The sequence below is a fragment of the Mogibacterium kristiansenii genome (genome assembly GCF_009695905.1).
Lineage (GTDB): Bacteria > Bacillota > Clostridia > Peptostreptococcales > Anaerovoracaceae > Mogibacterium_A > Mogibacterium_A kristiansenii.
On the sequence record NZ_VUNA01000016.1, the window covers coordinates 1 to 14,592 of the forward strand.

The following is a 14,592-nucleotide window of genomic DNA, read 5'->3' on the forward strand; positions in this document are numbered from 1 at the left end:
CAAGCACGGGCTCCATTGCACATAAAGTGTAGCTGGTGCTATGGACATCCATTCCGATTTTTAGTATTCTATTCATAAATGACCTCCTTTTGTATGTGGTAAACCACTGTCTATTGATTTAGTCGTCAATTACAGTATAGTGGCGAATCCACGATATTACAAATGTGAGGTCATTTCATATTATCTTGTTCTGGTGTAGGTATTCACAGCGAAGCTGCCAGCATCGTTCTCCGCAGATATAGGGCGAGATATCCTGCGCAGAGACTTTAAAGAAAGGTGCTGCGTATGTATCAAACCAACGTATATATTGATTTCCTACATCACGAGTTGGTCTCTGGTTTCTGTCTAGAACAGCACGCCCATTCCGATAGCGCTTTATAATTTCTGGGAAAGCAATGTCGCCGCAAATATCAGGAAAAGTCAGCACCAATGCCAAAGCAGATTGCCAGCGTCCATCCTCAATGTTCAGTTCTACTTCCTCTATGCGATGTAAAAAGGTAAAGCTGGCATTGTCTTGACTTATAGGTATCCTCCTGTAAAAAAACCGCCTGCCAGAAAACTGACAGGCGGCATACTGCCTTTTATACTTCCATCATATATAGGCTATAGTGATTAAAGAACCAAAGAAGGAGCAGAGTAAATTCGTGCTGCCAATTCCTGATTGAGCATATACAAGCTCTTGGGATCGGAGCCAAAGAGTTCCATTTTGGAAATCAAATCATTTGCATTGGTTTCTTCTTCACCTTGTTCTTTCACAAACCAATCGAGGAACTGCATGGTACGGAAATCCCTTGCTTCGTAAGCCTCACTATAGATATCATTAATCAGCGAGGTCACATATTTTTCGTGCTCAAGACCTGCCTTCAAAACATCCATATGGCAAGCCGCATTCAGATCAGGCTTGTCAATGGCTTCAAGCGTTACCTTATGGTTTTCGTTTTGCAGGTACTGATAGAAAAGCATGGCGTGGTCACGCTCTTCCTGAGCCTGAATTTTATACCAGTTGGCAAAGCCGTCAAGCCCGGCTTCCTCGAAATAGTTTGAAAAATTGAGATAAAGGTATGCGGAATAGAATTCCTTATTTATCTGTTGATTGATAAGCGTATGTACTTTTTCGTTCATTTGTAATAATCTCCTTGTTAAATTTCAGTTTTCCACAGGCCGTGGAGGTTGCAATAAGCATAGACAGCTACTGCTTTATCGTCTCCCAGGAAGAAGGTGACATGGGGTTCGTCACCGGGCTTCAAAACCTTACGCTGACCACCGTTTTCGGTCTTGACATAGACCCACTCGATGAAATGCTCCGGAAGCATAGGATGATCTACAGAACCCACATTGACATGGATTGCACCATCTTCAACAGTAACAGCAGGCAGATGCTTTTCGCCGCTGGCTTCTACGGTGTTAGGCTCAAGAGTCTCCATTTTCTGACCACAACACATCATGGGAACACCTGCGTCGTGAATCATACCAACCAAATTGCCGCAACGACGGCAGATATGAAATTTTGCGTTCACAGTTACTCTCCTTTACATGATTTGTTTTTGCTACAGAATTTACGGGTTATTCAGAAGAGACCTAACCTTTTCCTACGCTGCACAGGGGGCACTCAAAATCCTCGGGAAGGTCTTCCCATTTTGTGCCGGGTGCAATTCCATTGTCAGGATCACCGACAGCTTCATTATAAACCCAACCGCATATATCACATACATATTTCATAAATAAATTGAATATTAGTAATTCTCCGCACGTACTTCGAAGAATGCCTGAGGATGCTTGCAGACAGGGCAGATCTCAGGTGCCTTGGTTCCTACTACGATATGTCCGCAGTTACGGCACTCCCAGATGGTAACGCCGCTCTTCTCAAACACCTGCATAGTCTCCACGTTGTTCAAAAGCTTGCGGTAGCGCTCCTCGTGCAGCTTCTCAATGGCAGCTACGCCACGGAACTGTTCAGCCAGGTCATGGAATCCCTCCTCATCAGCTTCACGAGCCATGCGGTCATACATATCCGTCCACTCGGCGTTCTCACCTTCAGCAGCATGGAGCAGGTTCTCGGCAGTATCGCCCAGCTCGCCCAGAGCTTTAAACCACAACTTGGCGTGCTCCATCTCGTTCTGTGCAGTATGCAGGAACAGAGCAGCAATCTGCTCGTAACCGGCTTTCTTGGCTACTGAAGCAAAGTAAGTATATTTGTTGCGTGCCTGAGATTCACCAGCAAAGGCTTCCCATAGATTTTTCTCGGTTTTGGTGCCTGCATAGGGATTCTTTGCAGGAGCCGCAGCATCCTCAATCTTCACAAACTTGTCGGCGGGTTGCTTGCAGACAGGGCACTTGAAATCAGGTGTCATAGGGCCTTCGTGAATGTAACCGCAGACTGTGCATTTCCATTTTTCCATTTTCTTTTCCTCCGTTTTTTCATTGAATTGAATGTTTTTTAACAGGGATTCCACAGCATCCACAGGAATGCCGGGATACGTTTTAATACTTTCCAGAAACAATCTGGTGTTGCTGCTCTGAGGCAGCATAAAGCCGGCTTCTCTACACAGATCCTCAGCCATCAGGCGAGAGGATTTTTCCACAGCGACGCTCAAGACATCAGGAAGCTGCGAAGCAATGTTCTCTGCATTGGCTTTGCTTTGAACTAAGCCACGAAGTGCTTCGACAACTTTTTCTTCTTTCGGCTGCTGCGGCGGCAGTTCTTTTGGAACCATAGAGATTGCAGCGGATGGACAGGTTTCGGCACAGGCACCGCAGCCGATACACTTTTCAGGATCAATGATGCTGTTCTCTGTATCAGTCGCTCCGGTTGGGCAGACATAGAGGCAAAGGCAATCCTTGGTACATAAGCGAAGATTTCTTACTGCATATTTTTCAGCCATAGTTATGCCCTCCCTTCCATTTTTTCAAATTTCCAATTGGGAACCTTACACACCGGACATAGATCCGGAGCTTTGTCACCAATATAGACAAAACCACAGACCGTACAAACCCAGACACCGGTGTTTTCCAACATCTTGTCTCCCTCAGATTCATATCGAGTCAGCAGAGATTGGAGCATTCGGGTAACCTTTTCACTCCACACCTGACAGCGAAGACCACCCCGATCAGGCTTTTCACCGGCTATAGCATTGCCATAGGGATACCCTACAGACAAATCTTTGTCAATAAGTTCCAGCAGCTTGGCTGTGCTGGCCTCCTCGACAGGCGCAGCCTTGCTTCTGAAGAACTCTGCCAGTTTTCTGAAATCATCTGCCTGCTGGGGCAGATACTGCTTTTCGCAGCCACGGGCCAGATTGGAGCAGATGATGCTCATTTCCATGGGAGAGAGTTCCTTGTCCACATGGGGCTTTTCAAGGACCTTCTGTGACGCTGTTTTTTCTTCTTTGGGTTTGAAAGCGTCTTTGCCTGCTTTACAGACAGGACACTTCCAATCGGCAGGTAGGTCTTCCCACTTGCCACCGACGGCTTCATCGTGAATATATCCACAAATGCCGCAAACATATTGTTTCATGGTTCTATCTCCTCCTTTATCTATATTATATCATATAATATCTATATTTTATCAAATCACGACACATATTCCGTGACTTAATCACCTATTTCAGTCGCAGGAGTGATGGCCGCAGCCGTGGGAACCGCAAGAGTGACCTTCCCCATGGTGGTCGTGATGATCACACTTGACATTGGGGTTGAAGTCCAGCTCGCCTGTTGCCAGTGCTACTGCTGCTGCATCAGCGTTGCCGGAAACACCACCATAAAGCCGGATACCCACATCGCTCAGTGCCATCTGGGCACCGCCGCCAATACCGCCGCAGATTAGGGCATCCACCTTCAGTGCACTCAGGACGCCTGCCAGTGCATCATGCCCGCTGCCGCCAGCATCCACAACCTCAGACGAAATGATTTTTCCATCTTCCACATCGTAGATTTTAAACTGTTCGGTGTGACCGAAGTGCTGAAAGATTTCTCCGTTTTCATAAGTGACTGCAATTCTCATAATAGTATCTCCTTTCGGTTTTTCTTGCATCGGATGTTTTTTTTTCTGATAGCAATTTTTGCACCCGTAGGCTGCGCTGTTTCCGCTGCAGAGTGTGAAATCCCCTCCCTCGATTCGCAGAGGAAGTCCCTCAACCAGCGCATCGGCCAGTTTTTTGCGGGCAGCTGCATAAATCTGCTGAACCGTTGTTCTGGCAATACGCATATATTCTTCGCATTGCTCCTGAGAAAAACCTTCACGGTCAATCAGGCGGATGGATTCATACTCATCCACATTCAGGACAATGGGAGTCAGTTCCTCGCCGCCACGAACCGGAACAAAACCATCATTATCCGGCAAACAACAAACTTTTCTGCGTTTTTTCGGTCTTGGCATAGATTCACCTCCATATTATTTGCGGCATATGCCACTTATACGACCATTGTACATCTCCTTTTTCTATGTGTCAAAGGAATTATTGACATATGCCATAAATCATTTTATACTATGTGTATTCAAGGAGGTGTACCCATGGATTTTTCATCCTATTTTCCAATTTGGAACAAATTGACACCGACCCAGCAACAGATTTTGGAGCGAAATGCAGTTTTACGAAAAGTGGACAAAGGGACTGTGATTCACAACGGAACTGTGATTTACAACGGAACTGTGGAGTGTACCGGTCTTCTGCTGGTAATAAGCGGACAGCTTCGTGCCTATATTCTTTCCGATGAAGGACGAGAGATTAGCCTCTATCGTTTGTTTGATCGGGATATTTGCCTGTTTTCCGCCTCCTGTATGATGAACAGCATTCAGTTTGAGATCACCATTGAGGCGCAGAAGGATACCACGATGTGGGTTATTTCTGCTGACACTTATCAGCGCATTATGAAAGAGTCTGCTGTGGTAGCTAATTTTACCAACGAAATTATGGCTACCCGTTTTTCTGAGGTTATGTGGCTCATGGAGCAGATCATGTGGAAAAGCTTTGATAAAAGGCTGGCAGAATTTCTGCTGGAGGAATGCAACTTAGAGGGAACAAACATCCTCAAGATTACCCATGAAACCATTGCGAGCCACATGGGCACCGCCCGGGAGGTAGTTACCCGAATGCTTCGCTATTTCCAGAACGAGGGTATGGTCAGGCTGACTCGTGGAACAGTGGAGGTTACAGACAAAATCAGACTGGAACAATTGCAAAATGATTAAGCAAAAAGGACATCTGCTTGCTATTAGTTGCAAGCAGATGTCCTGATTTTATGCTCGATCCATTCCGCAGGCCGTAGCCGATTCAATGAGACAGCGATCATTGGTCACAGCATCATAGAACCGGAAGCCACCGGAGAAGTTATAGCAGTCAAAGCCGTTTCCGGCCAGGATACGACAGGCAATGTAGCTGCGCAGACCGCTCTGACAGATGACGTAGACAGGCTTACGCTTGTCCAGCTCACCCAGCCGCTCCCGCAGCTCGTCCACCGGGATGTTATAGAAGCCGTCAATGTGTCCGTGTGCGAATTCTTCCACAGTGCGGGTGTCCAACAGAGTTACGCTTCCGTCACGAGGAAGGCGATCTGCATCTTCCAGATGCCATTGTTTCAGAACACCGTTTGCGATATTCTCGACCATAAAGCCAGCCATATTTACCGGGTCTTTCGCAGAGGAATAAGGCGGTGCGTAGGCCAGATCCAGATCCTTCAGTTCCGTGGCTTTCATTCCTGCCCGGATAGCGGTGGCCAGCACATCAATGCGCTTATCCACACCTTCATAGCCTATGATCTGCGCACCCAGCAGGCGATAAGTCGCCTTTTCAAAGACCACCTTCATTGTCATGACTTTCCCGCCGGGGTAGTAACCTGCATGGCTCATGGGCGACAGAATAACTGTATCAACATCCAGCCCTGTTTTTCTGGCGTTGGTCTCATTTACGCCGGTAGTAGCGGCAGTCATGCCGAAGATCTTGATGACACTGCTGCCTTGGGAGCCGGCATAATGGCTGTCTCCGCCACAGATGTTGTCCGCAGCGATTCGTCCCTGTTTATTGGCAGGGCCAGCCAAAGAGATCAGATCATCCTGCCCGGTGACGAAGTGCTTCACCTGCACCGCATCGCCCACGGCATAGATGTCGGAAATGGAGGTTTCCATTCGGTCATTGACCACAATACTTCCTTTAATGCCCAGTTCCAACCCGGCATCCTTTGCTAGGGTGGTTTCGGGAGAAACACCAATGGCCAGGATTACCATATCCGCATGGAGAGGCTGTTCGTCTTTTAGCAGCACATCCACGCCGCCGTCCCTTTCCTCAAACCCTTCTACGGTATGACCAAGTTCCAGTTTTACGCCGTGCTTGCGCATTTCATTATGGATAAAAGAAGCCATATCGGCATCAAAGGGATTCATAAGCTGTTTTGGACGCTGGACAATGGTGACATCCATCCCCAGCTCTCGCAGGTTTTCTGCCAGCTCCAATCCAATGAAGCCACCACCTGCCAGTACAGCGGATTTGGGATGGTTTGCATTGATGTAATCCTTGATGCAGAAGGTATCTTCAACAGTGCGCAGGGTAAACAGCTTATCAAGACCTACACCGGGAAGCCGGGGCTGGGTAGGCTTGGCTCCGGGAGAGAGAATCAGCTTGTCATAGCTCTCCTCGAACTCCTCACCAGTTTCTAGATTTTTCACGGTAACTTCTTTTTTTTCGGGATGGATAGCCGTGACTTCATGACGCACCTTCATGTTTACATGGAACCGGGAGAAGAAGCTTTCCGGGGTCTGGAGGGTCAGATCCGACCGATCGGTAATCACATCACCGATATAGTATGGCAGACCACAGTTGGCATAGGAGATATACCCCGAGCGCTCAAAAACTACGATTTCTGCCTGCTCATTCAGTCTGCGAATACGGGCGGCAGCGGTAGCACCACCTGCCACACCGCCTACAATGACAACTTTCATATTATCGTTCCACCTTTCCTGCATAAGCGGAAATTCCGCCTATGTTTTTCACGTTGATATAACCCATCTGCTTCAAAATAGCAGCTGCCTGACGGCTTCTTGCACCGCTGAGACAATGAACAAAAATGGGAGTAGAGTTATTGTCAATCATGCCAGCCACTTTGCTAATGGACTGCAAAGGAACATTTTTACTGCCGGGGATATGCCCCTGCCGGTATTCGTCGGGGGTGCGAACATCCAGCAGGACTGCGCCATCCGTAGTGCTATATTCTTTGACACCCTGATTGATGTCAGGGCCTTTCAGGAAATCGACCAACCTCATCTTTGCACCTCCTTACAGCATTGCGAGAATCTGAGCCTTAGGTCTGGCACCGGTGACTTGATTGACAATCTTTCCGTTCTTCATAACCACCAGAGTAGGTATGCTCATCACACCGAACTGCATAGCCAGCTCCTGTTCCTCATCCACATTAATTTTAACAACCTTGATATCGGAGCGCTCCTTGGCAATCTCCTCTACCAGAGGAACTACCATGCGGCAAGGACCACACCAGGGAGCCCAGAAATCCATCAGGACGGGCTTGTCCGAGTTCAAAACCTCTTGATTGAAATTGTTTTTATTAACACTGATAGCAGACATATTTAAGTCCTCCTGTTTTCTTTTTTATGGCTTTATTATATCCAGTAGTCGTTCCTTGTTCTGTGATTTTATCACTTATCGCCGGTGACTGTTTCACCGGGCCAACTATTAATTCCGCCGATTTCAATGATATTGGTGTAGCCCAGTTTCACCAGCTTTTCAGATGCTTGCTTACTCCGATTACCGCTGCGGCAGTATACCAGAATCAGCTGATCTTTATCCGGCAGTTCAGAGATATCCTCTGTGCCAATGGATTCGTTGGCAATATTGATAGCACCGGGAATATGCTTTTCTCTATACTCCTGAGCAGTACGAACATCGAGAATGATGTATCCGGTTTCCTCCTCCATCATCGTAATAGCTTCCTCCATAGTAATCTGTCGATAGGTTTTTTCAGCGGATTGCGTTGCACAACCAGAGAGAAGCAGTAAAGTCATTAAAATGGGAATGATTCTTTTCATGTGTATATCTCCATATTTTGAAGATCGGGCAGCCGTTTCCAGCTGACCTGTTTATTCTCTGACAAGGAAACCGTCAGGCCATTGACAGCAAATTTGGATGCGGGATAAGCAAAGCCACTGGGCTGGCCGTAAATGCTGACCATTGAGGAGGCGGAGAGAATAACACCTTGACCTTTTGCAATCATGCACTCACTGGCGGCTCTTGTAGCATTGAACACGCCTTTTACATTCAGATCCACAACCTTATCAAAGGTTTCCTCCGTATACTCGGTAAAGGGAGTGCTTTCGGATACACCGGCATTGCTCACCAGAATATCAATGCGACCGTATTTTGAGGCAGCCTCTCGGAATGCATTGCGGACAGATTCCAAATTGGACAGGTTAGGACTGATTCCCGCAACTGTTGCATCAGGGTACTTTTCTTTCAGCTGCGCAACCGCTTTGTCAGCAGAACCTTGTGTTTATAGTATAACCTGTTTCGGAGGCGCTCTCCATGATAAAATCACATTTTTCCAAGAAGGAATGATAGAAAAATCATGCCCGTACATAAATAAAAAGTCACAGTCACGCTCCGATTTGAAGTGTAGACTGTGGTTTTTATTTTACAGGATCTGCACTTTCAGCCATCTTGATGATTTCGGAATCATCAATTCGGCATATTGAAGAAATGCCGCAGCAGACCTTTGATGAAATAGTTGAGAAATATGTTGAGATGAACATAGCACATCCATTCAGAGAAGGTAATGACAGAAGCACACGTATCTGGCTTAATCTCATACTGAAGAAGGAAATCAAACAGGTTGTTGGCTGGAGCAGGGTTGAGAAAGATGACTACCTTATGGCAATGGAATGCAGTCCGATTAAGGATATTGAAATAAAGCATATATTAAGAAATGCATTGACTGATAAGATCAATGACAGAGAAATGTACATGAAGGGAATTGATCACAGTTATTACTATGAAGGATACAATATCTATAGAGTGGAAGAACTGTAGTTTAATGCTTTATTTGAGCACGAAACAGGCTGAAAAAAATTAGAGGAATTTACATGATGTGTTCTGAAACCCTTGAAACTAAAGGGTTTACAGAGCTGCAGTCATAACATCTTCACCATATTACAAAATGTGGGAGGAGAACCCACGTCCAAAATCAGTGGGTTCGTACCTTTGCAGTAATGTAGATACAAATTCTAACGGCTTGTCTTTCACGAAATTCCAATAAAGTAATATTTTTTTCGAAAAGTTAACGATGGAAGGCTTGTATTTTCACTTCCATCGTCAAGGACTCGATTTTTCCACTCGATAGTACGGTGGAAGCCCATGCGACTTCCATCGGGATTGACGATATTGCCCCCTGTTTCACAGCATTATCGTCAATCCTATCCGAAAAACACCGCCGGGAACTCTAATTGCTCCCGTCCCCATGTGGCGTATTGACGTTGGCGGTCGGGATAGTTTGCTTTTATCGTCAAATTTTTAGGATTTTCACTTTTTGTATGCAGCCGCAAGTTTCTCTTGAGAAAACATTGTTTTATGTTACAATGAAGCGAAATAAAAAAAGATTAATGTAAAGCAAGGAGAATCCAACAATGATTGATATGTTCGATTACTTTGATATTCTGTTTCCAGTTCTGATTACCCTTGCATTTGGGGTGTTTGGCTTAGCCGTGGCAAGAGGAATCGTTACATGGAACAAGAATAATCATTGCTCGCGGATAACAGCCCCTGCCGTTATTGTGGCCGAAAGGACGAATGTGATCCGCCATAATCATGTAAATGCCGGGGATACGACGGGCGCCCATGGATTCCATACCGACACCCACACGACATATTATGTGACCTTTCAGTTCGAAAGCGGCGACAGAATGGAATTCCAAGTGTACGGTTCCGAATACGGAATGCTGGCGGAAGGGGACGAGGGAAAGCTAACGTTCCGGGGAACCCGGTACCTGTCCTTTGAACGGTAGTTTGTCTAGATTTAATTGATAGAATTTGTTTGTTTCCCTCCGCATTGTAATCAGCAGACCGGATTCATCCAGAAATCGCAATCTCTTCTGCAGCGTCGGGCGACTAATTTGCAGGTACCGAAGCAGGTCGTTTGTAGAAATCCCAATCTCAGAAAACAGTGCTGCCTGCAGCAGATAAAAATATAAGGTCCTGTATTTATCGTCATTGCCATAAGGTAAAGATTCTAAGGATTTCGAATAGTATTTTAAGGCATTCGCTTTTTCTTCTAATTTTTCCTTTAAGGTAATTGAGGATTCCTTTATGAAATCAAGATATGTGAAAATAAAGGGCGTAATATCCCCTTTGTTTTTTTGTCGTTGACGATACGGAAGCTCTTATAGTAACGATTGATATTTTCTTTTATTGTGTATGAAAGACGATAACCCATAATCGGCTCTAGAGTATGCGCCGTGATGAATTACACGTTGCGTTGCGCTGACCACATCGACGTGACTTTTTCGAAATATTTGTCCATCCGGTACATCCTTAGGATCTTCCTCCCGCATTTCAGAAAGAAACATTTCATCGTATAGGTTTCGAATGTCTTGGCTGGTATTAATCGATAAATTCTCTTTGGATTGCAATGCCGCATACTTATTTACAAGACCAAAGAATCTGTTTTTGCTTTTTCCTTCCAGATCATCCAGAATTTCACCGATTTCCTTCCGCGTGCTGTATACACCTTCGATGTTATTGGTTATGACGATTTCATCAATTAGACATTTGTTGATATACTGTTGCAAAGCAATCTTTGGGAGGAGGGCAGAAAGCTTGGCAATTTCCTTATCCAATCTTGGCTATTAAAAAAAACAACACTTTTTTTAAATAGTAATTCGGAAAACGGAACCGTATTTAAAAAAATAAGTCGTTTTTTCAAATGCACTTCTCTGTGCTGAGGCCGGACGCCGGCGCAGTTTGCGTACGCCGGCCGGGCTGATTCGGGGGATTTCCGCCCTTCATCTGTGATATAATGCTCTTATCTTTAATGGTAGGAGCGAATTATGATATTCCGAAAAGCAAGTGCGGCGGACGTTTCCGCGGTGGAAGAGATTTACAACGACATTCATACGGAAGAGGAGAAGGGCGGATTGATGACCGGCTGGATTCGCGGAATCTATCCGACGCGGGCCACCGCAGAGGGGGCTTTGGAACGAGGGGAACTGTTCGTTCTGGAAGATAGAGGCCGGGTTGTGGGCGCAGGAATCATCAATCAAGACCAGGCGGAGGCCTATGCCCAAGGCCGGTGGGTGCACGAATTGCCGCCGGACCGGGTGTGCGTTCTCCACACCCTGGTGGTCTCCCCGGCCGCCTCGAAAAAAGGATACGGCAAGGCGTTCGTTTGTTTTTATGAGGAGTATGCCCGGAAGACGGGCTGCAAAGCCTGCCGAATGGATACGCTGGAATGGAATTCGGTGGCTCGGGCGATGTACCGGAAGCTGGGATACGCGGAAGTGGGCATCGTGGACACGGAGCTGCAGGGCCTGTCCAACGTGAGCATGGTGCTCCTGGAGAAATATCTGGGATAAGGAAGGACGGGCAAAATGCAGACGAAGATTGGTTTTATCGGGGCCGGAAAGGTGGGGGTCTCCCTGGGGAAATTTTTCCGCGAGGGAGGACTCACGGTGACCGGCTACTACAATCGGCATCGGGAGGCGGCGCAGGCGGCCGCGGATTTCACCGAAAGCGCGTGTTTCGACAGCGCCGAGGCGGTGGCGGACGCCAGCGATGTGATTTTCCTCACCGTGCCGGATAATAAGATTCGGGAGGTCTACGAGTCCCTCCGCGGGGTGGACCTTCGGGGCAAAAAAATCTGTCACTGCAGCGGGGCTTTGTCCGCCGAGGAGGCTTTTCCGGACATTGAGGCTTTGGGGGCGACGGGGTATTCCATCCATCCCCTGTTCCCGGTGAGCGACAAGTGGGCGTCCTACAAAGAGCTGGGGTCGGCCTTCTTCTGTATCGAGGGCACGGGCCCCCTGGATTTCTGGGTAAAAACACTGGAATCCCTGGGCCCGAGGGTGCAGGAGATTTCCGGCGATGCCAAGGCAACCTATCACGCGGCCTGTGCCATCTCCAGCAACCTGGTGTGCGCTCTGGTGAACACCAGCTTGAACCTCTTGCAGGACTGTGGTTTCACGGAGGCGGGTGCTCGGGAGGCACTGACGCCACTGATCCTCAGCAATGTAAAGCACCTGCTGGAAGACGGCCCGGTGCAGGCGCTAACGGGGCCGGTAGAACGAGGCGATGCGGAAACGGTGCGGAAGCACCTTTCGGTGCTGGGAGACGGACCGGAAGGGGAGATGTACCGGGCCGCTTCGGAGGTGCTGGTTTCCATCGCGGAATGCAAGAACCCGGACCGGGAGTACGCCGGGCTCCGGCGGATTCTGGAATAGGCGCCGGCGCGGTTTGCGTACGCCGGCCTGGAAAGCCAATGAACTCGGTTTCCGTACGCAAACCCCAGGCCTGAAATTTGAGAAAAGTCGGCCCGGTCACCGGCGCGGAAAAAGTCTTTGACTTTTCAAAATTTTCAGTGATATAATAACGGAGTTGAGTAGCGAAAAGCGTAAGTCCAAACACGGACTTGCGCTTTTTCTTTTTTTGGATGTTCACTTTTTAAAAGGCGGCCCGGACGCCGGCGGAGTTCGCGCTCGGGTGGCGTGAAAGCCAATGAACTCGGTTTCCTTGCGCGAACCCCGGGCCTGAAATTTGGAAACCGGCGGCCCGGACGCCGTCGGAGTTCGCGCTCGGTCGGCGGGAAAGCCAATGAACTCGGTTTCCTTGCGCGAACCCCGGGCCTGAAATTTGGAAAAAGGCGGCCCGGACGCCGGCGCGGTTCGCGCTCGGTCGGCGGGAAAGCCAATGAAATCGGTTTCTTTGCGCGAACCCCGGGCCTGAAATTTGGAAACCGGCGGCCCGGTCGCCGGCGGGGTTCGCGCTCGGGTGGCGTGAAAGCCAATGAAATCGGTTTCCTTGCGCGAACCCCGGGCCTGAAATTTGGAAACCGGCGGCCCGGACGCCGGCGCGGTTCGCGCTCGGGTGGCGTGAAAGCCAATGAAATCGGTTTCCTTGCGCGAACCCCGGGCCTGAAATTTGGGAAAAAGCGGCCCGGTCGCCGGCGGAGTTCGCGCTCGGGTGGCGGGAAAGCCAATGAAATCGGTTTCCTTGCGCGAACCCCGGGCCTGAAATTTGGAAACCGGCGGCCCGGACGCCGGCGGAGTTCGCGCTCGGTCGGCGGGAAAGCCAATGAACTCGGTTTCCTTGCGCGAACCCCGGGCCTGAAATTTGGAAAAAGGCGGCCCGGACGCCGGCGGAGTTCGCGCTCGGGTGGCGGGAAAGCCAATGAACTCGGTTTCCTTGCGCGAACCCCGGGCCTGAAATTTGGAAACCGGCGGCCCGGTCGCCGGCGCGGTTCGCGCTCGGGTGGCGTGAAAGCCAATGAAATCGGTTTCCTTGCGCGAACCCCGGGCCTGAAATTTGGAAACCGGCGGCCCGGACGCCGGCGCGGTTCGCGTACGCCGGCCGGGAAATTCGGAAAAGTGAAGTCTGTTTTTGTAAGGAGGTCAAAATGTTTCTGCAGGAACATAGAAGATGGAAGTTAATGGTGGCGATACTGACGCTGTCGCTGCTGACGGTAATGGCCGGTGCCGCTGTGGCACCGGCGCTGGGCGTGATACAGGAGTATTTCAGCGGCGAATCGAAAATGATGGTGCAGCTGATTATCAGCATGCCGGCGGTGTTCATTGCCGTGACGAATTTGTTTTTCGAGAAGTTGTGCCGGATTTGTAAAGCGAAAACCCTGACGCTAATCGGTCTGGGAATGTACATCGTATTCGGCTGCGGTGCCGGCCTGTTCAGCAATATCTATTTGGTACTGGTGTGCAGAGCGCTGGTGGGCGTAATCAGCATTGTACCGGTAGCGCTGTGGATGCCGAACGAAAGAATCATTGAAGCCGGACAACAGAAAAAATCCACAGGGGTCTTTCGCAATTATTATCCTTTCATTGTGGGGATGTTTTTCCTGATGGTGATTTTCTTTAATTATCCGGCCAACTTTGCCATGGAATCTTCCCGCCTGGGAACCGTGTCGAAAGCGGCAATTCCCGTAATCATGGCTTTAGGCGATGTATTCGGCTTCTTGGGCGGACTGGCCTATCCGAAGCTGAAAACAGGATTGGGCAGAAACACCAAAGTTGTGGCGCCGCTGATGTTTTTGGTGGGATATCTGCTGCTCCGGTTCTGGATGCGATGCCGGGAACGCTGCTGGGGTCCTTCCTGATTGGAGCCGCCAACGGAATCGGCGTGCCGTATTTTATCTCGACGGCATCGGCAAAAGCCGGAAGAAATGCGGCGACCACCGTCATTCCGGCCCTTTCCGTGGCACTGTACATCGCCCAGTTCACCACACCGGCCATTGTGACCGTTTGCGAAAAAATCCTGGGCAGCGTGATTGCGAGCGTCACATCCTACCACGTGGCCATTTTGCTTTCTTTGCTGTTCACCCTGTGGTGTGTGTTGGTGGTGGACCGAAAACCGGCAAAATAGGATATATACATTT

Annotated in this window: 18 protein-coding genes and 2 pseudogenes; 7 read left to right on the top strand and 13 right to left on the bottom strand. The window is 48.8% G+C overall.

Annotated features, from left to right (window positions below):
* Positions 1 to 612: 612 nt before the first annotated feature.
* The 7 genes and pseudogenes from FYJ65_RS07765 to FYJ65_RS07790 form a co-directional block, all read right to left on the bottom strand.
* Positions 613 to 1,122 (bottom strand): ferritin, encoded by a 510-nt coding sequence (locus FYJ65_RS07765; protein WP_154554758.1) that lies wholly within the window; start codon positions 1,120 to 1,122, stop codon positions 613 to 615.
* Between the two features lie 17 nt (positions 1,123 to 1,139).
* The gene (locus tag FYJ65_RS07770; RefSeq protein ID WP_328603046.1) at positions 1,140 to 1,517 is read right to left on the bottom strand and encodes a desulfoferrodoxin family protein; all 378 of its coding nucleotides are present in this window, start codon (positions 1,515 to 1,517) and stop codon (positions 1,140 to 1,142) included.
* 61 nt (positions 1,518 to 1,578) lie between these two features.
* On the bottom strand, positions 1,579 to 1,719 hold the full coding sequence (locus FYJ65_RS07775) for a rubredoxin (RefSeq protein ID WP_154554759.1): 141 nt from the start codon (positions 1,717 to 1,719) through the stop codon (positions 1,579 to 1,581).
* Between the two features lie 14 nt (positions 1,720 to 1,733).
* Positions 1,734 to 2,294 carry a rubrerythrin gene (gene rbr, locus FYJ65_RS09955; protein ID WP_334296005.1) on the bottom strand — a complete coding sequence of 187 codons (561 nt, stop codon included), beginning with the start codon at positions 2,292 to 2,294 and terminating at the stop codon, positions 1,734 to 1,736.
* 18 nt (positions 2,295 to 2,312) lie between these two features.
* A pseudogene (locus FYJ65_RS09960) lies at positions 2,313 to 2,882 on the bottom strand (ATP-binding protein); the annotation flags it as partial.
* Positions 2,883 to 2,884: 2 nt separating this feature from the next.
* Positions 2,885 to 3,514: a rubredoxin-like domain-containing protein gene (locus FYJ65_RS10015; protein WP_154554761.1), complete on the bottom strand. Its 630-nt coding sequence runs from the start codon at positions 3,512 to 3,514 to the stop codon at positions 2,885 to 2,887.
* Between the two features lie 90 nt (positions 3,515 to 3,604).
* Positions 3,605 to 4,375, bottom strand: coding sequence for a NifB/NifX family molybdenum-iron cluster-binding protein (locus FYJ65_RS07790; protein ID WP_154554762.1), 771 nt, complete (start codon positions 4,373 to 4,375; stop codon positions 3,605 to 3,607).
* A 135-nt stretch (positions 4,376 to 4,510) separates the two neighbouring features.
* On the opposite strand from FYJ65_RS07790, the gene FYJ65_RS07795 reads away from it, so the two are divergent.
* Positions 4,511 to 5,188 (top strand): Crp/Fnr family transcriptional regulator, encoded by a 678-nt coding sequence (locus tag FYJ65_RS07795; protein ID WP_235898238.1) that lies wholly within the window; start codon positions 4,511 to 4,513, stop codon positions 5,186 to 5,188.
* A 48-nt stretch (positions 5,189 to 5,236) separates the two neighbouring features.
* Here the strand turns inward: FYJ65_RS07795 and FYJ65_RS07800 are convergent, their stop codons facing one another.
* From FYJ65_RS07800 to FYJ65_RS07820, 5 genes and pseudogenes are all read right to left on the bottom strand, one after another.
* Positions 5,237 to 6,931 carry an FAD-dependent oxidoreductase gene (locus tag FYJ65_RS07800; RefSeq protein ID WP_154554764.1) on the bottom strand — a complete coding sequence of 565 codons (1,695 nt, stop codon included), beginning with the start codon at positions 6,929 to 6,931 and terminating at the stop codon, positions 5,237 to 5,239.
* A 1-nt stretch (position 6,932) separates the two neighbouring features.
* Entirely contained in the window at positions 6,933 to 7,253 is a 321-nt protein-coding gene (locus FYJ65_RS07805) for a rhodanese-like domain-containing protein (protein WP_154554765.1), read from the bottom strand.
* Positions 7,254 to 7,265: 12 nt separating this feature from the next.
* The gene (gene trxA, locus FYJ65_RS07810) at positions 7,266 to 7,571 is read right to left on the bottom strand and encodes a thioredoxin (RefSeq protein WP_118718022.1); all 306 of its coding nucleotides are present in this window, start codon (positions 7,569 to 7,571) and stop codon (positions 7,266 to 7,268) included.
* Positions 7,572 to 7,642: 71 nt separating this feature from the next.
* The gene (locus tag FYJ65_RS07815; protein ID WP_154554766.1) at positions 7,643 to 8,032 is read right to left on the bottom strand and encodes a rhodanese-like domain-containing protein; all 390 of its coding nucleotides are present in this window, start codon (positions 8,030 to 8,032) and stop codon (positions 7,643 to 7,645) included.
* Positions 8,029 to 8,472, bottom strand: a pseudogene (locus FYJ65_RS07820) (SDR family NAD(P)-dependent oxidoreductase); the annotation flags it as partial. The gene FYJ65_RS07815 and the pseudogene FYJ65_RS07820, both read right to left, overlap by 4 nt.
* 191 nt (positions 8,473 to 8,663) lie before the next feature.
* Here FYJ65_RS07820 and FYJ65_RS07825 point away from each other — a divergent pair.
* Positions 8,664 to 9,029: a Fic family protein gene (locus tag FYJ65_RS07825; protein WP_465223471.1), complete on the top strand. Its 366-nt coding sequence runs from the start codon at positions 8,664 to 8,666 to the stop codon at positions 9,027 to 9,029.
* Positions 9,030 to 9,622: 593 nt separating this feature from the next.
* On the top strand, positions 9,623 to 10,000 hold the full coding sequence (locus FYJ65_RS07830; protein WP_331469456.1) for a DUF2500 domain-containing protein: 378 nt from the start codon (positions 9,623 to 9,625) through the stop codon (positions 9,998 to 10,000).
* A 375-nt stretch (positions 10,001 to 10,375) separates the two neighbouring features.
* Here the strand turns inward: FYJ65_RS07830 and FYJ65_RS07835 are convergent, their stop codons facing one another.
* Positions 10,376 to 10,831 (bottom strand): hypothetical protein, encoded by a 456-nt coding sequence (locus tag FYJ65_RS07835; protein WP_154554767.1) that lies wholly within the window; start codon positions 10,829 to 10,831, stop codon positions 10,376 to 10,378.
* Positions 10,832 to 11,041: 210 nt separating this feature from the next.
* Here FYJ65_RS07835 and FYJ65_RS07840 point away from each other — a divergent pair, with 210 nt between their 5' ends.
* From FYJ65_RS07840 to FYJ65_RS07855, 4 genes are all read left to right on the top strand, one after another.
* Complete coding sequence (locus FYJ65_RS07840; protein WP_154554768.1) at positions 11,042 to 11,566, top strand: GNAT family N-acetyltransferase; 525 nt, start codon at positions 11,042 to 11,044, stop codon at positions 11,564 to 11,566.
* A 15-nt stretch (positions 11,567 to 11,581) separates the two neighbouring features.
* Positions 11,582 to 12,430 carry a Rossmann-like and DUF2520 domain-containing protein gene (locus FYJ65_RS07845; RefSeq protein WP_154554769.1) on the top strand — a complete coding sequence of 283 codons (849 nt, stop codon included), beginning with the start codon at positions 11,582 to 11,584 and terminating at the stop codon, positions 12,428 to 12,430.
* A gap of 1,172 nt (positions 12,431 to 13,602) precedes the next feature.
* Positions 13,603 to 14,313, top strand: a complete 711-nt coding sequence (locus FYJ65_RS07850; RefSeq protein ID WP_154554770.1) for an MFS transporter — start codon at positions 13,603 to 13,605, stop codon at positions 14,311 to 14,313.
* Positions 14,283 to 14,579, top strand: a complete 297-nt coding sequence (locus FYJ65_RS07855) for an MFS transporter (RefSeq protein ID WP_154554771.1) — start codon at positions 14,283 to 14,285, stop codon at positions 14,577 to 14,579. Before FYJ65_RS07850 ends, FYJ65_RS07855 begins: the two co-directional genes overlap by 31 nt.
* The last annotated feature ends 13 nt before the right edge of the window (positions 14,580 to 14,592 follow it).